Genomic DNA, 19,136 nt, shown 5'->3' with positions numbered 1-19,136 from the left:
ACTAGCGGCGTCCGCGCAGGTGCCGGACGCTGTCTTCCCATGGCGAGGCCTGCGCGCGCAGGCGCAGCAGCCAGCAGCCGTGGATGTCGGCGCGACGGGCGAAGTCGAACGGGATGCTGGCGGCGCTCCAGTCCTCGATGGTGAAGCGCTCTTCCAGCGCATCGACGTCGAGCTTGAAGCGGCGGAAGTTGTTGGAGAACACCACCACGCCGTCGCTCGCCAGCCGTTCGGCGCAGGCCAGCAGCAGCGCCGCGTGGTCGCGCTGCACGTCGAAGTCCTCGGCGCGCTTGGAGTTGGAGAAGGTCGGCGGATCGACGTAGATCATCCCGTAGTGGCCGCGGTCCTGGCGCAGGAAGGTCGTGGCGTCGGCCTGCACCAGCCGGTGCGCGGCGCCGGTGAAACCGTTGAGTGCCAGGTTGCGCGAGGCCCACTCCAGGTAGGTGCCGGAGAGATCCACGCTGGTGGTGTCGCGCGCGCCGCCGGCGGCGGCGTAGACGCTGGCCGTGGCGGTGTAGGCGAACAGGTTGAGGAAGCGCTTGTCGCGCGCCAGCTCGCGCAGCTTCGCGCGCACCAGCCGGTGGTCGAGGAACAGGCCGGTATCGAGGTAGTCGGTGAGGTTGACCAGGAAGCGCAGGCCGCCCTCCTCCACCTCGTGGAATTCGCCGCGCTGGTCGAAACGGCCGTACTTGGCGCCGCCCTTGCCGCGTTCGCGGGTCTTCAGCGCGATGCGCTCGCGCGGTACGCCGAACACTTCGCCGGCCACGCGCACGATCTCGCGCAGGCGCGTGCGGGCCACGTCGACCGGCACGTCGGCGGGCGCCCGGTATTCCTGCACGTGCAGCCAGGGTTCGGCGTCCGGGCGGCCGTAGACATCGATCGCCGCGGCGTACTCGGGCAGGTCCTGGTCGTAGGCGCGCCAGCAGAAGACGCCTTCGCGCGCGAGCCGCTTGCGCTGGTGGCGCACGGTCTTCTCGAGGCGGTTCTTCAGCATTTGCGCGCCGGGCGAGAGCGGCTTGCGCTCGCGTGGTGCGGTTTCCTTCGGGCTCAGGTCGAAGGTGAGCAGCACGGTTTCGAGCGCGCCGTTGTAGAGCGCGTAGCGCTTGTCCGCATGCAGGCCCAGCGCACGGCCGAGTTCCGCGTCACCGGCCAGCACGGCAGCGCGCCAGCCGGTGAAGCGCTCGCGCAGCGCATCGCCCAGCGCGCGGTAGAGCTGCGGCATCTGCGCGCGGTCGCCCAGGCGCTCGCCGTACGGTGGATTGGTGATGACCAGGCCGCTCGCCTGGCCGGCCGGCGGCGCGGCATGCGCCACCTCGTGCTTCTCCAGCGTGAGGAAGCCGGCCACGCCCGCCTCCTGCGCGTTGCGCTTGGCCACCTGCACCATGCGCGGATCGGCATCGGAGCCGAAAAAAGCCGGACGCAGATGGCGCAGGCCGGCCTCGGCGCGCTCGCGCGCCTGCTCCAGCAGGCCGCGCCACAGCGCAATGTCGTGCTGCTGCCAGCCAAGGAAGCCGAAATACTCGCGGCGCAGGCCGGCGGCCACGTCGGCGGCCATCAACGCGCCTTCGATCAGCAGCGTGCCCGAGCCGCACATCGGATCGAGCAGCGCGCCGCCGTCGGCGTAGACCTGTGGCCAGTGCGCGCGCAGCAGCATGGCCGCGGCGAGGTTTTCCTTCAGCGGCGCCTCGCCCTGTTGCTCGCGCCAGCCGCGCCGGTGCAGCGGTGTGCCGGCGAGATCGAGCGAGAGCGTCGCGCGGTCGCGCTTCAGACGCAGGTTGACGCGGATGTCCGGCTCGTCAGTATCGACACCCGGACGTGCACCGTCGCGCTGGCGGAATTGGTCGACCACCGCGTCCTTGGTTCGCTGGGCGATGAACTGGCTGTGTGTCAGCTTGCTCAGCGCGGTGTGCGCATCGACCGCCAGCGTGCCATGCGGCGCCAGGTGCGCGGACCAGTCGATCGACTGCACGCCGGCGTAGAGCGACTCGTCGTCCGCCGCATCGAATTCGGCCAGCGGCAGCAGGATGCGGCTGGCCAGGCGCGACCACAGGCAGGCGCGGTAGGCGGTTTCCAGCGTGCCGGCGAAGCGCACGCCGGCGAGCGACTCGTTCGCCTCGGTGGCGCCGAGTGCGAGCAACTCGTCGCGCAGCAGGTATTCCAGGCCCTTCGGGCAGGTGGCGAAGAAGTGGCTCATGCCAGGTTGTCGAGAAAGAGGGCGAACTGGCGTTCGATCGCCGGGAGACTGCGGCTCAGGCGGTGGTCGTCATCGAGCGCGAGCAAGGGCAAGTGATGGCGTCCGGCGAAACGTACGATGCCATCGATGGGGCAGACCTCGTCACGCCAGCCGTGGACCAGCAACGTGGGCACGTCTTGGCGCACGCCCAATGCATCGTCGACGCCCGGGATGGCCGGCGGCGTGGCCATCAGGAACAGGCCGGCGACCGGGTGCTCCAGCGACGCCAACGCCGAAACGAACGCCCCCATGCTGGAACCGACCAACACCGGCGGCGCATCGCAGGCCGCGATCGCGGCGTTGAGGCGCGCCAGTCGCGGCGCTACCGAACCGGCGTGGCCGCGCGCGTCGTCCTCGCGATAGTCCAGCCGTTGCGCGCGCCAGCCACGCGCCTCGGCGAGCGCCGCCAAGGCGCTGACCTTGGTGGCGTCCGGGCTGGCATCGGAGCCGTGCGAAAGAAGGATCGTGCCGCGCATCGCTCGGAACTCCGGACCGCCGTAGGGACCGCGCATGATAGCCGGTGCCGTGCGAGACTTCCCTTCATGCCCGCGATCACCGACCAGCCGCTGCCCTACGTCGACCGCCTGCCCGAGCGCGCCGTCGAGGCGGTGACGCTGGTGGTGATCCACTGCACCGAGCTGCCGGACCTGGCGACGGCGCGGGAATACGGCGAGAAGGTGTTGTACGAGAGCGGGGCCGGCAACAGCGGGCATTACTACATCGACCGCGATGGGACGATCCTGCGTTACGTGCCAGGCACGCGCATCGCGCACCACGTGCGTGGGCGAAACGCCGATTCGATCGGCATCGAGCTGGTCAACCGCGGGCGCTATCCGGACTGGTTCGTGTCGGGCAATCAGACGATGAGCGAGCTTTATCCGCAGGTGCAGGTGGAGGCGCTGCGGGTCCTGCTCGCGCAGCTGCGGCGGGAATATCCCAACCTGCGGTCTGTCGCCGGGCATGAGGATCTCGATACCGCGCGCGTGCCGGCCAGCGACGATCCGGCGGTGATGGTGCCGCGCAAGCTCGATCCCGGCCCGTTGTTCCCGTGGGATGCCATTGTTCCCGCCTGTGGGCTGGAGCGGGTTCGGGCCTGACCGGGTTTCCCGCGAGCCCCGGCCCCTCACCCCAACCCTCTCCCCGGAGGGGAGAGGGAGCCGGTTCGCCGCACATCCACGCCTTTTCGCTCCGGCCTTTCGCTCTGCCTTGGCTCCGCTGAAAAGTGCGCGCAGCAAGCGCGCTGCTCTTCCAAGTCCCCTATGGCGCGGCGGGCGGGTGGCGGATCAGCCCGAAGGGTGGCCGGCAGGACGCCGGCCAGTTTTTCGTCGGGGCAGGAGCCCCGTCGAAAAACCCCGCCGCCCGCACGCGCACCCGAAGGGCGCGCCATCGGGGTGCCCTTCTCTTTGGTTACTTTCTCTTGGGCAAGCAAGAGAAAGTGACTCGGGCGCCAAAGGCGTCCGAAAGCTCCTGCTCCTGCTCCTGCTCCTGCTCCTGCTCGCGCTCTACCGCCGAGGCGAGCCCTCGCCCTGGAGGCGGGAGGGAGCACAGCTATAATCCCCGTCCCCCCACGCACCACGGACACCCCATGCGGGAAGAACACGTCAAGGAACTGGTCGACCTGCTCCAGCTCGAGCGACTGGAAGACAACCTGTTCCGCGGCCAGAGCCGCGACATCGGCACCCGCTTCGTATTCGGCGGCCAGGTCCTGGGCCAGGCGCTGTCCGCGGCGCAGGAAACCGTCGATCCGCAGCGCGAGGCCCACTCGCTGCACGCCTACTTCCTGCGCGCCGGCGACATCGAGGCGCCGATCGTCTACTCGGTCGAGCGCGCGCGCGACGGCGGCAGTTTCTCGGTGCGACGGGTCGTCGCGATCCAGCACGGCCAGCCGATCCTCAACGGCGCGATCTCCTTCCAGCAGCCGGAAAAAGGCTTCGAGCACCAGAGCGCCATGCCCGAAGTGCCGGCGCCCGAAGACCTCGAACCCATGCGCCACCTGCCGCCGGACGAACTGGCCAAACTGCCGGTGAAACTGCAGCGCTGGCTTGGCATCGACGGGCCGTTCGAGTTCCGCCAGGTGTGGCCGCGCGACGAGCTGCACCCGGCCAAGCGCCCGCCGATCCAGCACATCTGGTTCCGCCTGACCGCACCGATCGGCGACTCGCCGGTGCTGCACCGCGCCCTGCTCGCCTACGCCTCGGACTTCCACCTGATCGGCACCGCCACGCTGCCGCACGGCATCTCCTACCTGACCCACAACGTGCAGATGGCCAGCCTCGACCACGCGATGTGGTTCCATCGCCCGTTCCGCGTGGACGAGTGGCTGCTGTATTCGTTCGACAGCCCGACCGCCCAGGGCGGCCGCGGCCTGGCGCGCGGGCAGATCTACAGCCGCGACGGGCGGCTGGTCGCCTCCACCGCGCAGGAAGGCCTGATCCGCCTGCGCAAGGGCTAGACTCTCGGCCATGCGTCCCCTCTACACCTCCCCGCGCCAGGAAAACATCGACCGCGTGGTCGCACTGCTCGCCGAGCACGGCATCGAGACGACCATTACCGGACGCTCGAACTGGAACCGGCCGAGCTACCAGCGCTTCAGCTATTCCCAGCGCAACGAGAGCCGCGAAAGCTGGCCGCAGGTCTGGGTCAACCGCGCCGACGACTACACCCAGGCGCGCACACTGATGCGCGAGCTGGGCATCGAGCCGATGGTTCGCCACGGCGAGGAACTGGCGGCGGCGCGCAATCCGACGCCGGAGATGCGTCGCGCCAGCGTCGCCACGCGTGTGCGCCGCATCGTCCTGCTGGCGCTGGCCGCGGCCTTCATCGTCCTGATGCTGCGCTACATGGGCAAGATCTGACGCCTCGATCAAGGCGGCCTTCTCGGAAAATTTGCAACCGTTCGCGCGCGCGGTCATAGAATCAGGCTCATGCGCTCCGAACGCGTCCGCCTGTTCCAGACCCTGCCGCACGCCTGTGGCTACTACGCCGAACGCACGGCGCAGAACCTGGTGATCGATCCGGCTGCGCCGCGGCTGGACCAGCTCTACGGCCCCGCGCTGGAGCGCGGCTTCCGCCGTGCGGGCGGTCACCTGTACTACCCCAACTGCCCGCAGTGCCGCGCCTGCACGCCCTGCCGCATCGACGTAGAGCATTTCGTGCCCGATCGCGGACAGCGGCGCTGCCTCAAGCGCAACGCGGATCTGACCGTGGTCGAGTGCATGGCCGGCTACAACGCCGAGCGCCACGCGCTGTACGAGCGCTACCTGCGTACCCGCCACGCCGGCGGGGGCATGGACGAGGCCGACGCCAGCGACTTCCGCCGCTTTCTCACCGCGCCGTGGAGCCCCACGCTGTTCCTGGAGTTCCGCCTGGGCGAACGGCTGCTGGCGGTAGCGGTCACCGACGTGTGCATCAACGGGCTGTCGGCGGTCTACACGTTCTTCGATCCGGACCAGAGCGCGCGCAGCCTGGGCACCTACGCCATCCTCCAGCAGGTGCAGCTGGCCCGCCGCCGCGGGCTGCCCTGGGTGTACCTGGGCTTCTGGATCGAAGGCCACGAGAAGATGGACTACAAGCGGCGCTTCCATCCGTTGCAGGTGCGCACGCGCGAGGGCTGGGTGCCGCTGACGCCGTAAGCGTGGTCAGGTATGCAGGGTGGGCTTCGGCCCACCGCTCTTTCACGCGTGGTGAAGCGCAGGGCTCGAGCTACGAAGTCGAAGGCCGCGGCACGGCGTTGCGCGTGGCGCCCACTTCCGGATACGGAAACAGCTTGATCAACGGTATCGACAGGCCGTCGTCGCCGACGATGCGGCAGTGCGTGCGATCGAGCTGGCGCGGATCGTCCACGCCGCAGCTGTGCGCGATGATGCCCACTTCGTACATCAGGTTGCGCGCGTAGTGCGCCACTTTCTCGGTCTTGTCCGTCACCACCAGGCCGCGTTGCAGCTTCGGGTTCTGCGTGGTGATGCCGGTCGGGCAGGTGTTTCGGTTGCACTGCAGCGACTGGATGCAGCCGAGCGCGAGCATGAAGCCGCGTGCGGAGTTGACGAAATCCGCGCCCACCGACAGCGCCCACGCCACGTCATAGGCCGTGATGCGCTTGCCCGAGCAGACCACCTTGATGCGCTCGCGCAGCCCCTTGGCGATCAGGGTGTCGACGAGTGTCGGCAAGGCCTCGTGCAGCGGCAGGCCCATGCCTTCCATCAAGGTCTGCGGCGCGGCGCCGGTACCACCTTCGGAACCGTCGACGATGATGAAGTCGGGCGCGCTTTCGATGCCGCGCTTCCATACCTCGTCACAGAGCTCCTCAATCAGGCCCGGGCCACCCAGCACCGCCTTGAAACCGGTCGGTTTGCCACTGACCTCGCGCACGTGCGCGATGGCGTCCAGCAGCTGCGGCACGTTGGCAATGTCCAGATGGCGGTTGGGACTCTGCGAATCCTGGCCCACCGGGATGCCGCGGATGGCGGCGATCTCCGGCGTTACCTTCACGCCCGGCAGCAGGCCGCCCATGCCGGGCTTGGCGCCCTGGCCGAGCTTGATGCTGACCATCTTCACCTGCTTGTGCGCGCAGATCGCGCGCAGGCGCTCGTCGTCGAGCTGGCCATCGGCCGTGCGCACGCCGTATTTGGCCGTGCCGATCTCGAACACCAGGTCGCAGCCGCCTTCCAGGTGGTAAGGCGCCAGCCCGCCTTCGCCGGTATCGAGCCAGATGCCGGCCTTGGCCGCGCCGTGCGAGAGCGCACGCACCGCCGGCGCCGACAGCGCGCCGTAGCTCATCGCCGAGATGTTGAAGAAGGCGGCGTGGTCGTAGGGCTCGCGTGCGTACGGTCCGATCCGCACGGGCCTGGGCTCGACGTGATGGCCTTCCAGCCGCGGGAACGGCGCGTTGACGAAAAACGGGATGCCTTCGGCCGAAAGATCGCGCGTGGTGCCGAAGCCGATCGTGGTGTCGGCGTTCTTGGCCGCGCGGTAGACCCACACGCGCTGGGCGCGATTGAACGGCAACTCCTCCCGATCGCTGGCGAACAGGTACTGGCGGAAGAATTCGCCCAGACGCAGGAAGCCGTAGCGGAAATGGCCGATGACCGGGAAGTTGCGCAGCACCGCGTTGGTGGTCTGGTAGCGGTCGGCGATCCATACCGCCAGCACGACCACCACGGCCAGCGCCAGCATCAGCACGAAGAAGGCCGCCAGTGTCTCGACCAGCACGATCAGCCAGTGCGCGAAGCCGTCCGATGCCATCGAGTGATCCTCTTTCGGTGAAACGAAGAGCCTAGCCTATTCGCGCGGGTGGTTCCCCGCGAGGTCTCCCCCATTCGCCCTTCGGGCACCTTCCCCCGTCAACGGGGGAAGGATCGGGACCTGGCGCCATTCCGTCTACGGGACCGCGAGCGTGGTCCTCCACCGTAGAAAGGATCCGGAGCTGGCTTCCTTTCATGTATGGGATCGCGAGCGTGGCCCTCACCGTAGAAAGGATCGGGAGCTGGCTTCCTTCCATCTGCGGGGTCGCGAGCGTGGTCCTTCCCCCGCGCGCGCGGGAAGGTGCCCGAAGGGCGGATGGGGGAAGCCTTGCCTCACCCCCTCACCATTCGACCCGCAGGCACCCCGCCGCCCGCACCGCCTTGGCACGCGCCGCCTCCACATCGACGTCCCGCGCCAGCGTCACCGCCATGCGGCGGCGCCCTTTCACCTCCGGCTTGCCGAAGATGCGCAACTGGGTATCCGGCTCGGACAGTGCATCGGCCACGCCGTGGTATCGCGGATGTCGACCGTCGCCTTCGACCAGCACCGCGCACGAGGCCGATGGGCCCCATTGGCGAATGACGGGAATCGGCAGGCCGAGAATGGCCCGCGCATGCAGCGCGAATTCCGAAAGCTCCTGCGACACCAGTGTTACCAGTCCGGTGTCGTGCGGGCGGGGACTGACCTCGGAAAAGATCACGCTGTCGCCCTTGACGAAGAATTCCATGCCGAACACACCCCAGCCACCGAGCGCTTCGGTGATCGCCGCGGCCTGGCGCTGCGCCTCGGCCAGCGCCGCCTCGCTCATCGGTTGCGGCTGCCAGGACTCGCGGTAGTCGCCATGTTCCTGTCGATGGCCGATCGGCTGGCAGAAGCGGGTACCGTGGACGTGGCGCACCGTAAGCAGGGTGATCTCGTAGTCGAAGTCGACGAAGCCCTCGACGATCACCCGCCCCTGCCCGGCACGCCCGCCCGACTGCGCGTAATCCCAGGCCGCGTCCAGTCCGGACGCATCGCGCACCGTGCTCTGCCCCTTGCCGGAGGAACTCATCACCGGCTTGATCACGAACGGATAGCCGATCGACTCGACCGCCGCGCGGTACTGCGCCTGCGTGTCACAGAAGCGGTAGGGCGAGGTCGGCACCCCCAGCTCCTCGGCAGCGAGGCGGCGGATGCCCTCACGGTCCATCGTCAGCCATGCGGCACGCGCGGTGGGGATCACGCGCACGCCTTCCTTTTCCAGCTCGACCAGCGTCGGCGTGTGGATCGCCTCGATCTCGGGCACCACCAGGTCGGGCTTCTCGCGTGCGATCAGCGCACGCAACGCGGCCCCATCGAGCATGTCGATCACGTGGCTGCGGTGTGCCACCTGCATCGCCGGTGCATCGGAATATCGGTCGACCGCGATCACTTCGACGCCAAAGCGCTGAAGTTCGATCGCGACCTCCTTGCCCAGCTCCCCCGAACCGAGCAGCAGGACGCGCACGGCGGCATCGGAAAGCGGCGTGCCGAAAGGCTTCATGGAAAGCTCCCTGGAAGATTGGGGCGCATTGTAGGGCTACGCTGCACTGCGCATTGACGCCAGCGCCTCCAACGGTTCCACTGGGTGTGTCATCCATCCCCGGGAATGACCATGCGACGCGTCCTGCTCAGCTTGGTGCCTGCGATCTGGCTGGGCATCTGTAGTGCCGCGCAAGCGGCCGTACCGGTGCAAACCGAATGGATGGTCGTGCTGCTCGGGGGCCGCAAGGTCGGCCACGTCCAGATCGACCGCGTGCGCGACGGCGATATCCTCACCACCACGCAGACGTTGTCGCTGGACCTCAGTCGCTCCGGCAAGCCCATCCATCTGGGCAACATGAGCCAGAGCGTCGAAGGCCCGGAGGGCGAGCCCCTGGGGTTCGCCTCGCGCACACGGATGTCGTCGATGGACAGCACGGTCGAAGCCTTTCCCGAAGACACCGGACGCTACCGCGTCACCACCACGGTGGGCGGCCAGACCACCATCACCTCGATGGCCTGGCCGGGCGATGCCCTGCTTGCCGAAGGCCAGCGCCTGGCCACCGTGGCCGCCGGGCGCACGCCAGGCACCCACTACCAGCTGCACGAGTTCGACCCCTCCAGCCAGCAGGTCGTGCACGTGCGGGTGGACGTCCTGGGCGAGGAGAGCGTGGCCCTGCCCGGTGGCGCGGTGCGCCTGAGCCACCAGCGCCAGACCCTGTCGCTGGCGCGCGGGCACCAGACGCTGGACCTTTGGGTCGACGAGCGGGGCGTCGCACGCAAGGGCCTGATGAGTCTGCTCGGCCAGCCGCTGGAAATGCTCGCCTGCGACCGCGCCTGTGCGCTGGCTCCCAACCAGCCGGTGGACATGCTGCGGGCGGCCACGGTCGATTCGCCGCGCTGGCTTCCCGCTTACGTCCGCGCCGTGCCGATGCGCTACCGCATCCGCATCAGCGGCAACATCGGCCAGCCCTTCATCACCACCGACGAGCAACAGGTCACCCCGCTGGGCGGCACCGACTGGATGCTGGACGTGGGCACCTCCCACCCCGGCCGGCAGGCGCCGCCCCGGCCGACCGACACGCAACCCAACGCCTGGCTGCAGTCCGATGCACCGGCCATCCGCCGCCTGGCCGCGCAGGCGGTGGGCGGTGCGCGCGACGACCTGCAGCGCATGCGCCGGCTGCGGCAGTTCGTCAGCCGCTACATCACCGGCCACGGCCTGGACGTGGGCTACGCCTCGGCGCTCGAGGTGGTGAACAGCCGCGAGGGCGATTGCACCGAATACGCGGTGCTGCTGGCGGCCATGGCGCGGGCGCAGGGCATTCCGGCGCGGGTGGTCACCGGCATGGTGTACGCCGATCGATTTGCCGGCGGCGCGCGGGTGTTCATCCCGCACGAATGGGTGCAGGCATGGGTGCAGGGCCGCTGGCAGAGCTTCGACGCGGCGCTCCAGCATTTCGACAGCACGCACCTGGCGCTGGCCAGCGGCGATGGCGACCCCTGGCATTTCGCCGCCACCACGCAGCTGTTCGGCAATCTGCACATCCGCCAGGCCGTGCCCGGGGCCGACCTCAGCCTGCCCGGCGGCGGTGGTTCGTCGGGGCCGGCCGGAGGCCCGGGCGGCGGTGCCGGCGGCAACTCAGGGGGCAGCGGCGCGGGGCCCGGCCACTGACAGCACTTGCAGAATGATATGTTTTTGATATCTACTTCCCGCACCTTAGGGAGGTAGCGTCATGAACGAACGCAAGGGTTTTTCGATCGCCGGCATTCCTTTCATCGGGGTCTGTCTGGTGCTGGCGGCCATCGGCGTCCTGCTGCTGGTGAGCGCCGATGGGGCGCAGCCGGCGCCGCACGTGGTCCCGGGCATGTTGCTGCTGGCCTTTACCGGGTTCCTGCTGAAAGGATTTTTTCAGGTGGCGCCCAACGAGGCGCAGGTCATGCAGCTGTTCGGCCGTTACGCCGGCAGCGTGCGCGAGGAGGGCCTGCGCTGGACCAACCCGTTCTATGCCAAGCACCGGCTCTCGCTGCGCGTGCGCAATTTCGAAAGCGGCAAGCTCAAGGTCAACGACAACGACGGCAACCCGATCGAGATCGCCGCGGTGGTGGTGTGGCAGGTGATCGATACCGCCGAAGCGGTGTTCCGCGTCGAGGACTACGAGAACTTCGTGCACATCCAGAGCGAGTCCGCGCTGCGCCAGATGGCGCAGAGCTATCCCTACGATGCGCATGACGACGGCCAGCCCTCGCTGCGCAGCCACGGCGAGGTGATCAACAACCACCTGCGCGACGAGATCCAGGCGCGGCTGGAACAGGCCGGCGTGCAGGTGATCGAGGCGCGCATCAGCCACCTGGCCTACGCGCAGGAAATCGCCCAGGCGATGCTGCAGCGCCAGCAGGCGGGCGCGATCATCGCCGCCCGCACCCGTATCGTCGAGGGCGCGGTGAGCATGGTCGAGATGGCGCTGGACCAGTTGAGCCGTCGCGGCGTGGTCGAGCTGGACGAAGAGCGCAAGGCAGCGATGGTCAGCAACCTGCTGGTGGTGCTCTGCGGCGAGCGCGGTACCCAGGCGGTGGTCAACACCGGCACGCTGTACGGCTGAGGGAGGAAAGCGATGAGCTACGCCATTCCCGTGATCGTCGTGATCCTGATCATCGCCGTGGCCGTCGCCGCGCGGCGCAACCGCGACTGAGTCGATGCCGGCGGAAAAGAAAGCCTATCCGCTGCGGATCAGCGCGAGCGTGCTCGAGGCCATGCAGCGCTGGTCGGACGACGAGCTGCGCAGCGTCAACGCGCAGATCGAGTACGTGCTGCGCGAGGCACTGCGCAAGTCGGGTCGATTGAAGGCCGGCGCGACCCGGCCGGTGACCGACGACGAGCCGGACACCGATACCCGTTGAACGCGCACCCCGTAGGAGCGCCCTCGGGCGCGACCGCGAATGTCACGGTCGCACCCAAGGGCGCTCCTACGAACGAGAAATCCTCACCGTGATGCCTGCACCAACGGCTGCGGTCGCAGTTCCGGCAGCCGCACCCGCCTCGCTCCGTCGCTGCCAAGCACCACCAGCCAATGCCCTTCGAGCACCAGCCGGTCGACATCGGCAAGACCGGAACGCCGGTCCAGCACCGTCAGCGGACGTCCGTCGCGCGCGTCGTAGGCCTGGATGCGATCGTGCTGGCGGTCCGCCACCAGCAGCCAGTCGTGGCTGTCGTCCGTCCAGCGCACCAGCTGCCTGGGGGGCGCCCCGCTCGAGGGCGGCATGACTGCACCGGTGAGCGTCGCCGCTGCCAGAAAGGTGGCAGCGAACCCTGCGCGACCGTCGAGCCGGCGCAACGTTTGCCTGAGGGAGGGATATCCGCGCATGCCCGCAGCTTCGCGCCGGGGCATGACGCGGCTATGACGCGGCCTTGTCCGTGCGATGAAAGGCCAGGCCCAGCGCGATCCACCCGACGATGAAGGCGACTCCGCCCAGCGGCGTGATGGCGCCGCACCAGCGTGGCGCCCCCAGCGCCAGCGCGTAAAGGCTGCCGCAGAACAACACGATGCCCAAGGGCAAAGCCACCAGCGCACAGCGTCGCGCTCTCCCCGGCGGCGCCAGGCAGGCGATCGCCAGCGCCAGCGCGTGCCAGAAGTGGTACTGCGAGGCGGTATGCCATAGCTCGCGTCCACCCGCATCGAGCACGCCGCGCAGCGCGTGCGCGCCGAACGCGCCCAGCAGCACCGCACTGGCGCCGGCCACGCCGACCAGCCAGGGCATCGCGCGCGTCATCGTGCGGACAGGTTGTCGCATGGGTTCCTCGTCGGCGGCGCCGGCAAGGCCGCGTGGCGTATGCTGGAAGGATGCATCGCCCGGATTCTTGCATGAAGCCCTTGCGCCTGGTCCGCCTCGTCCTGCTGCTGGGCGTTGCCCTGTTGCTGGCCGCCTGCCACCGCGAGGAGGCCCTGCCCTGGCGGCTGACCAACATCAGCGGGCACATGCCCGACCTCGACTTCCAGCTTACCGACGACAACGGCAAGCCGGTCACGGGTGAGGACTACCGTGGCAAGGTCGTGCTGCTGTACTTCGGCTACACCCATTGCCCGGACGTCTGCCCGCTCACGCTGGCGCACCTGCATGCGGTGCTGCAGCGGGTCGGCCCCAAGGCGGACGGCGCGCGCATCCTGTTCGTCAGCGTCGACCCGGCGCGCGACACGCCGGCGATCATGCACGCCTACGTCAATGCCTTCGACAAGCGCGCGGTCGGCCTGACCGGCACACCACGGGCACTGGAAGCGCTGAGCAAGCGCTATCGCTCCGCGTTTACCCGCGAGCCGTCCCAGGCGAACGGCCAGTACGAGGTCAGCCACAGTTCGGCGATCTACCTGTTCGACCGCCAGGGCCGGGCGCGTCTGCTCGCCACGCCGGCCGCTTCGCAGGACGATCTCGTCCACGACCTCTACCTGCTGCTGGAAACCGGAACATGACCCTGCGCTCCCTGCCCCTGCTGCTCGCCGGACTGCTCGCTGCCGGCGCCGCCCATGCGGGCCAGGCCGACCACGTGCGTGCCGCCAACGCATGGATCCGCGTGATGCCCGCCAGCCTGCCGGCCGGCGGCTACGTGACCCTGCGCAACGAGGGTGATCAGCCGGCCGTGCTCGATGGCGCCAGCAGCGCGGCCTACGCCAGCGTGATGTTGCACGAGAGCTCCACCGATACAGGCATGGGCCGGATGCGCATGGTCGATCGCCTCACCGTGCCCGCGCACGGCCAGGTGGCGCTCGCGCCGGGCGGCTATCACTTCATGCTGATGAGCGCCGCCACGCCGGTGCAGCCAGGCCAGACCGTGCAGGTGACGCTGCATTTCGCCGACGGCAGCACGCTGGCCACGGACTTCCTCGCCAAGCCGGCCAACGCGCTGTAGTCCGTAACGCGGGTGTAGGTGGGTTTGGCCCCCCCTCGGGTTTGCGGCAGGAGGCGGTGGGCTGGAGCCCAGCCTACGTGCGTGCCGGACGCGGCGGCGCGCGGTGCTCGCGCCGGATGCGCCCACGCCGCGACAGCGCCAGCCACTGGCGCAGGGCCAGCAAGGCGCCGACCGATTCGATCATCGCCGCCGGCACCCAGGTGATCACGCCGCCGACCATCTGGCCGGTCAGCACGTTGAAAGTGAACGCGCGCCCGCAGATTTCGAAAATCGGGTACAGATCGGACTTGGAGAAGGTGATGATCGCGCCCGCCAGGATCTGTGGCGACATCGTGATCGCCGGCGACAACACGCGCAGTCCCGGGATCATCCGCCCCGGGGGGCGCGGCCGGTGATCCAGCACCAGCGCCCAGTAGATGAAACCGCTGCCAAGCATCGTCCAGTTCATGAAGCGGTAGATGCGCCAGTCGAGCATCGCCAGCGTCTGCATCGACGGGATCAGCCAGACCAGGATGAAGGCGATGAACAGGAACGTCGCCAGCGCCGGGTTGAACAGCACCGCGCTTAGAGCGCGCCAGGGTGCCGACTGCTGCGCCGGCCGCAGGACCCGCGCACGCCACTTCAACGGCAGGCCAGCGCGCAGCACCGACCCCGGATAGGAGGCGACCACCAGCAAGGGGGCGAGATGGTGCAGCAGCACCTGCTGGATGCGGTGCATGAAGAACTCGTGCTCCGCGTAGTAATCGAGGTAGGTGTGCAGCGACAGGTAGATGATCGCCATGCCCGTCCAGAACGACAGGCGCCGACCCAGGCTCACGCCGAGCGCGCGCGAGCCACGCCAGTACAGCACCGCGGCCACGAGGAAGCTCGCGAGGAACACCCACGAGAACTCCCACGGCACGATCCATTTGAGCAACAGCGCCATCACCGGCCCGCGCAACCACCAGCCTGCAAGGATAGACCCCACGGCAAGGCGCCGGGGCGCTTGCGGCAGATTGCCGCTCTGGCGGCCACCGGAGCCCCCGGCGGGACACTCGAGGCGAGCCCCGCCCCTCACCCCAACCCTCTCCCCGGAGGGGAGAGGGAGCTGGTTCACCGCAAGGTCCGTGCTTTCGCTCTGGCCTTTCGCTCTGGCCTTTCGCTCCGGCCTTTCGCTCTGGCCCTGGCTCTTCTGAAAAGTGCGCGCAGGAAGCGCGCTGCTCTTCCCGGGTCCCCTATGGCGCGGCGGGCGGGTGGCGGATCAGCCCGTAGGGTGGCCGGCAGGACGCCGGCCAGTTTTTCGTCGGGGCAGGAAGCCCCGTCGAAAAACCCCGCCGCCCGCACGCGGACCCGAAGGGCGCGCCATCGGGGTGCCCTTCTCTTTGGTTACTTTCTCTTGGGCAAGCAAGAGAAAGTGACTCGGGCGCCAAAGGCGTCCGAAAGCTCTTGCTCTAGATCGAGCGCGACCGCGCCCTAACCCGGCCGCGAGCGACTCTGCCGGACACGCCGCCAGCCGTACAAGAGCCCGATCAACGTCACCAGCGCCGGCACCAGCACGATGTTGATCACCTTAAGCCGCAGCCCCAGCGCATCGATCTCCGCATTGAGCTGGTGCTGCACATCGCGCAGCTCCTTGTTGATCGCCAGCCGCCGCTGCTGGAACTGCTCGATCTCGCTCTTCTGCTGCGCACTGGCCGCGCTGGAGCGCCCGTTCTTCTGCAGCTCGTCCAACCGCTGCCGCGTCTCGGCCAGTTCCCGCTCCAGCTCCTGCTTTTTCACCAGGAACTTCTGGTCGGCCGCCGCCTGCAACGCCCGCACGCGGGTGAACGGACGCTGCGACGCCGAGCGTCCGCGGATGGACAGCAGTGCCGAAGAGCCGCTCAGGTTGTCGGCCAGGTTGGTGACGAAGTCGCCGTTGTTGGCAAAGGCCGAGAGCATCGGCTGGCCCAGGAAGCTCTGCATCTCCACCCACAGCCGGTCGCTGAGGATGTCGGTATCGGCCACCAGCACGACCTCGGAATCAGGCCTGGATTCAGCCAGGTGCCCCGGCGTTGCGGCACGCTGCGGGAAAGCGCTGTGGAAGGTCCCGCGCAGACGCGCGGCAATCACGTAGTGCTGGTTGTCCGGCTGGTAGCCCTGCAGCAGCGCGGTCGGGTCGCTGGCCGCCTCCAGCACGCGCTGCGCGGGCACCTTCTCCGCCTCGGCGCTGCTCTGGATCAAGGGCAGCAGGCGCGTCTGCGCGTTCGGCGCGAGGTCGAAGCTGCCGGCGGTGGACACGTTGATGCGCTGCAAGCTGGCAGTCACCACGTCGTTGTGGTTGAGTTCCTGCGGCCCCAGTCCGAGCATCGCGGGGTGGTTGAGGTTGGTGCCGGCAAGCTCAATCTGCAGCGCGCGCGAGCGGTCGAGCACCACCGAGTGCGCGTCGAAGGTCACGCCCCAGGCGGCGAACAGCCGTGGCAGGTCGGAGTTGTGATCGTCGGTGAGGCCGTTACTGTCGACGTAGGGCGTGGTGTCCAGCTCGGCGTCCGGATCGACGAACACCACCAGGTGCCCGCCGCGCAGCACGTACTGGTCCAGCGCATAGACCGCGGCGTCCGGCAACCGCTTAGGATGCACCAGCAGCAGCACCTGGATGTCGTCGCCCACGCGGGTGAGCGTGTCGGCGTCCAGCGTGCGCACCTCGAACAGTTGCTCCAGTTGCTGCACGACCGCCCACGGCGGCTCGCCGATCGCCGGGTTGCCGTCCAGCGGCAGCGAGCTGATCAGACCGATGTGCGGCTTGCTCGACTGGTCCAGCTCATACAGAAGCTTGGCGATGTCGTATTCGAGGAAGGTCTCGCGCGCCGGATCGAAGAACGGGATCGACAGGCTGCGCTCCTCGCCTCCCCCTTCGCCGCCCGGCACCGTGGCGCCGACCAGGCCGAAGAACACCCGCTCGCCGTTGCTGCCGCCGTTGATCGGCGTCAACCCGCCACCTTCGGCGCTGGCCTCGTCATCCGAATACGGCACCGGGTCGATCACCACGAGGCGGATGCGGCCGCGCGAGCGGGCCACCATCTCCTGCAGCATCTCGCGCACGCGCTGCTCGTAGCTGCGCAGCTGCGGCAGATCGCGGGTGGCGTGCTCCGAGAAATACAGCGTGAGCTTCAAGGGCCGGTGCAGGCCGTCGATGATGTGCTGGGTCCCTGGCGTGAGCGTGTACAGGTGGTCGGCAGTCAGGTCGACGCGTGCGGTCTGCAGACCACGGCTGCTGGCCAGGGTGATGGCGACGAAGGCGAGCGTCAGCGCAACCAGCGCGGTGACCAGCCAGGTGCGGCGACCGATGTGCAGGCGGCGCATGTCAGCGGTTCCGTTTCAGGTCGAGCACCAGCACGCCGGCGGTGAGCCAGGCGAGAATGGTGAGCAGGAAATACATCAGGTCGCGCAGGTCGAGCACACCGCGCGCGATGGCCTCGAAGTGACGCAGGATCGACAAGTGCGCCACGCCGTTGACCAGCTTGCGCGGCAGCGTGCCCTGGAAGAAGTCCAGCACTTGCGGCTGACCGACCAGGATCAGCAGCACGCACACCAGCGAGGTGAGGATGAAAGCCACCACCTGGCTGCGGGTCAACGTCGACAGGCACGCGCCGATCGCCAGGAATGCACCGGCCATCAGCCAGCTGCCCAGATAGCCGGCGAAGATCACGCCGTTGTCCGGGTCGCCCAGGTAGTTGACGGTGATCCAGATCGGGAACGTCAGCGCCAGCGCGAGCCCGAGGAACAGCCAGGCGGCGAGGAACTTGCCCAGCATCGCCTGCACCAGCGTCACCGGCAGCGTCAGCAGCAGCTCCAGCGTGCCGGACTTCGATTCCTCCGCCCACATGCGCATCGACAGCGCCGGCGCCAGGATCAGGTACAGCCACGGGTGCATCACGAAGAACGGCTGCAGGTCGGCCAGCCCGCGCTCGTAGAAGTCACCCGCGTAAAAGGTGAGCAGCCCGGCCAGCACCAGGAAGATGACCAGGAACACGTACGCCACCGGGGTGACGAAGTAGCTGCGCAGCTCGCGGCGCATGATGGCGGCGACAGGCGTCATGGGAGCGGGCATTCGGGAGTCGGGATTCGGGATCGGCAACAGCAGGTCGCGCTCGGGGAAAGCATCGCGTATGAGAACGTCCGGACTCGGCCTATGGTGGGCTTCGGCGCATCCTGCCGAATCCCGAATCCCCACTCCCGCATCCCATCCCTCACGCCCCTTCCCCCGTCGTGATCTGGCGAAACACCTCGTCCAGCCGACCGCGCTCGAGCTGGATTTCCGACACTTCCAGGCCCTGCTGGCGCAACAGATCCTCGACCGGTTCCAGGATGCGCGCGCCGGCTTTGGGAAACACGGTGATACGCCCGTCGAGCGGGTCGACCTCGATCGCCGCCACCTGCGGCAGTCGACCGAGCATCTCCTGGGAGACACCGCTGCCGGGCGCGCTGAAGGACACCGCGCCGTGGTAGCGCGAGCGCGCCTCCAGTTCGGCAGGCGTGGCGTCGGCCAACAGCTTGCCGCGCGCGATGATCACCACGCGGTTGCACAGCGCATGGACCTCCTCCAGGAGATGTGTGGAGATCAGGATCGTGCGCTCGCGCGCCATCGAGTCGATCAGCCGGCGCACCGCATGCTTCTGGTTCGGGTCCAGGCCGTCGGTGGGTTCGTCCAGCATCAGCACCGGCGGGTCGTGCAGGATCGCCTGCGCAAGGCCCACGCGCCGGCGCAGCCCCTTGGACAGCGTGTCGATGCACTGCTCCAGCACGTCTTCCAACTGCAGGTGCGTGACCACCTCGTCGAAGCGGCGGAAGCCGGTCTCGGCCGGCATTGCTCGCACGCGCAGGATGAAAGTGAGGAACTCGCGCACGGTCATCTCGCCGTAGCTGGGCGCGCCTTCGGGCAGGTAGCCGAGCGCGCGCTTGGCCTTCAACGGCTCGCGCTGCACGTCGTGTCCGCAGACCCGCGCCGTGCCGGAAGTCGGTGCCAGAAAGCCGGCGATCATGCGCATCGCGGTGGACTTGCCGGCGCCGTTGGGGCCGAGCAGGCCCAGCACCTGGCCGGGCTCCGCGCGGATGGACAGCGCGTCCACCGCGATCAGGCGGCCATAGCAGCGGGTGAGTCGGTCGGCTTCGATCATGCGATGCGGGGCTGGGACTGGCCCGTCACTCTATCGCACCGGCGCGAAGGCTGCGGCAGATCGGCATCACCTCCCACCATGCGTATGGGGGAGGCTGGATAGTCGGCACGCGATCCTTCTCCCGCGGGGA

Annotated in this window: 19 protein-coding genes; 9 read left to right on the top strand and 10 right to left on the bottom strand. The window is 68.6% G+C overall.

Features of this window, described 5'->3' with window-relative positions:
* Position 1: 1 nt before the first annotated feature.
* A complete protein-coding gene (gene rlmKL / locus J7I44_RS00210) occupies positions 2 to 2,191 on the bottom strand; it encodes a bifunctional 23S rRNA (guanine(2069)-N(7))-methyltransferase RlmK/23S rRNA (guanine(2445)-N(2))-methyltransferase RlmL (protein WP_209614444.1) in 2,190 nt (729 codons plus the stop codon).
* Positions 2,188 to 2,706, bottom strand: coding sequence for an alpha/beta hydrolase (locus J7I44_RS00205; protein ID WP_245187819.1), 519 nt, complete (start codon positions 2,704 to 2,706; stop codon positions 2,188 to 2,190). Before J7I44_RS00205 ends, rlmKL begins: the two co-directional genes overlap by 4 nt.
* A 66-nt stretch (positions 2,707 to 2,772) precedes the next feature.
* Here J7I44_RS00205 and J7I44_RS00200 point away from each other — a divergent pair, with 66 nt between their 5' ends.
* The 4 genes from J7I44_RS00200 to J7I44_RS00185 all read left to right on the top strand — a co-directional run bounded on the left by J7I44_RS00200 (position 2,773) and on the right by J7I44_RS00185 (position 5,862).
* Positions 2,773 to 3,327, top strand: a complete 555-nt coding sequence (locus tag J7I44_RS00200) for an N-acetylmuramoyl-L-alanine amidase (RefSeq protein WP_209614442.1) — start codon at positions 2,773 to 2,775, stop codon at positions 3,325 to 3,327.
* A 488-nt stretch (positions 3,328 to 3,815) separates the two neighbouring features.
* Positions 3,816 to 4,682, top strand: a complete 867-nt coding sequence (gene tesB / locus J7I44_RS00195; RefSeq protein ID WP_209614441.1) for an acyl-CoA thioesterase II — start codon at positions 3,816 to 3,818, stop codon at positions 4,680 to 4,682.
* A 10-nt stretch (positions 4,683 to 4,692) separates the two neighbouring features.
* On the top strand, positions 4,693 to 5,085 hold the full coding sequence (locus J7I44_RS00190; RefSeq protein ID WP_209614440.1) for a putative signal transducing protein: 393 nt from the start codon (positions 4,693 to 4,695) through the stop codon (positions 5,083 to 5,085).
* 69 nt (positions 5,086 to 5,154) lie between these two features.
* Positions 5,155 to 5,862: an arginyltransferase gene (locus tag J7I44_RS00185; RefSeq protein WP_209614439.1), complete on the top strand. Its 708-nt coding sequence runs from the start codon at positions 5,155 to 5,157 to the stop codon at positions 5,860 to 5,862.
* A gap of 70 nt (positions 5,863 to 5,932) precedes the next feature.
* On the opposite strand, the gene J7I44_RS00180 is transcribed toward J7I44_RS00185, so the two are convergent.
* Both J7I44_RS00180 and purT read right to left on the bottom strand, forming a co-directional pair.
* A complete protein-coding gene (locus J7I44_RS00180) occupies positions 5,933 to 7,471 on the bottom strand; it encodes an FMN-binding glutamate synthase family protein (protein ID WP_209614438.1) in 1,539 nt (512 codons plus the stop codon).
* A 340-nt stretch (positions 7,472 to 7,811) separates the two neighbouring features.
* Entirely contained in the window at positions 7,812 to 8,993 is a 1,182-nt protein-coding gene (purT, locus tag J7I44_RS00175; protein WP_209614437.1) for a formate-dependent phosphoribosylglycinamide formyltransferase, read from the bottom strand.
* A gap of 111 nt (positions 8,994 to 9,104) precedes the next feature.
* Between purT and J7I44_RS00170 the strand changes: the two genes are divergently transcribed.
* The 3 genes from J7I44_RS00170 to J7I44_RS00160 all read left to right on the top strand — a co-directional run bounded on the left by J7I44_RS00170 (position 9,105) and on the right by J7I44_RS00160 (position 11,872).
* Positions 9,105 to 10,646, top strand: coding sequence for a transglutaminase-like domain-containing protein (locus tag J7I44_RS00170; RefSeq protein ID WP_209614436.1), 1,542 nt, complete (start codon positions 9,105 to 9,107; stop codon positions 10,644 to 10,646).
* A gap of 61 nt (positions 10,647 to 10,707) precedes the next feature.
* Positions 10,708 to 11,574 (top strand): SPFH domain-containing protein, encoded by an 867-nt coding sequence (locus J7I44_RS00165; protein WP_209614435.1) that lies wholly within the window; start codon positions 10,708 to 10,710, stop codon positions 11,572 to 11,574.
* A 94-nt stretch (positions 11,575 to 11,668) separates the two neighbouring features.
* Positions 11,669 to 11,872 (top strand): type II toxin-antitoxin system antitoxin, encoded by a 204-nt coding sequence (locus tag J7I44_RS00160; protein WP_209614434.1) that lies wholly within the window; start codon positions 11,669 to 11,671, stop codon positions 11,870 to 11,872.
* Between the two features lie 83 nt (positions 11,873 to 11,955).
* Here J7I44_RS00160 and J7I44_RS00155 read toward each other — a convergent pair whose 3' ends face one another.
* Together J7I44_RS00155 and J7I44_RS00150 are read right to left on the bottom strand one after the other, a co-directional pair.
* Positions 11,956 to 12,234 (bottom strand): hypothetical protein, encoded by a 279-nt coding sequence (locus tag J7I44_RS00155; protein WP_209614433.1) that lies wholly within the window; start codon positions 12,232 to 12,234, stop codon positions 11,956 to 11,958.
* A gap of 133 nt (positions 12,235 to 12,367) precedes the next feature.
* The gene (locus J7I44_RS00150) at positions 12,368 to 12,763 is read right to left on the bottom strand and encodes a DUF423 domain-containing protein (RefSeq protein ID WP_245187814.1); all 396 of its coding nucleotides are present in this window, start codon (positions 12,761 to 12,763) and stop codon (positions 12,368 to 12,370) included.
* A gap of 71 nt (positions 12,764 to 12,834) precedes the next feature.
* Here J7I44_RS00150 and J7I44_RS00145 point away from each other — a divergent pair, with 71 nt between their 5' ends.
* Both J7I44_RS00145 and J7I44_RS00140 read left to right on the top strand, forming a co-directional pair.
* Entirely contained in the window at positions 12,835 to 13,437 is a 603-nt protein-coding gene (locus tag J7I44_RS00145; protein WP_209614432.1) for an SCO family protein, read from the top strand.
* Positions 13,434 to 13,874, top strand: coding sequence for a copper chaperone PCu(A)C (locus tag J7I44_RS00140; protein ID WP_209614431.1), 441 nt, complete (start codon positions 13,434 to 13,436; stop codon positions 13,872 to 13,874). Before J7I44_RS00145 ends, J7I44_RS00140 begins: the two co-directional genes overlap by 4 nt.
* Positions 13,875 to 13,947: 73 nt before the next feature.
* Here the strand turns inward: J7I44_RS00140 and J7I44_RS00135 are convergent, their stop codons facing one another.
* From J7I44_RS00135 to J7I44_RS00120, 4 genes are all read right to left on the bottom strand, one after another.
* A complete protein-coding gene (locus J7I44_RS00135) occupies positions 13,948 to 14,802 on the bottom strand; it encodes a cytochrome c oxidase assembly protein (protein WP_342451856.1) in 855 nt (284 codons plus the stop codon).
* A gap of 524 nt (positions 14,803 to 15,326) precedes the next feature.
* Positions 15,327 to 17,192 (bottom strand): Gldg family protein, encoded by a 1,866-nt coding sequence (locus J7I44_RS00130; RefSeq protein ID WP_209614429.1) that lies wholly within the window; start codon positions 17,190 to 17,192, stop codon positions 15,327 to 15,329.
* Between the two features lies 1 nt (position 17,193).
* Positions 17,194 to 17,928, bottom strand: a complete 735-nt coding sequence (locus J7I44_RS00125; RefSeq protein WP_209614428.1) for an ABC transporter permease subunit — start codon at positions 17,926 to 17,928, stop codon at positions 17,194 to 17,196.
* Between the two features lie 151 nt (positions 17,929 to 18,079).
* Positions 18,080 to 19,006, bottom strand: a complete 927-nt coding sequence (locus J7I44_RS00120; RefSeq protein ID WP_209614427.1) for an ABC transporter ATP-binding protein — start codon at positions 19,004 to 19,006, stop codon at positions 18,080 to 18,082.
* Positions 19,007 to 19,136 lie beyond the last annotated feature (130 nt).

It is taken from the genome of Frateuria flava (assembly GCF_017837635.1).
Taxonomy (GTDB): domain Bacteria; phylum Pseudomonadota; class Gammaproteobacteria; order Xanthomonadales; family Rhodanobacteraceae; genus Frateuria_A; species Frateuria_A flava.
The sequence above is the reverse complement of the archived record's forward strand: the minus strand, read 5'-3'. Positions and strand labels throughout refer to the sequence as shown.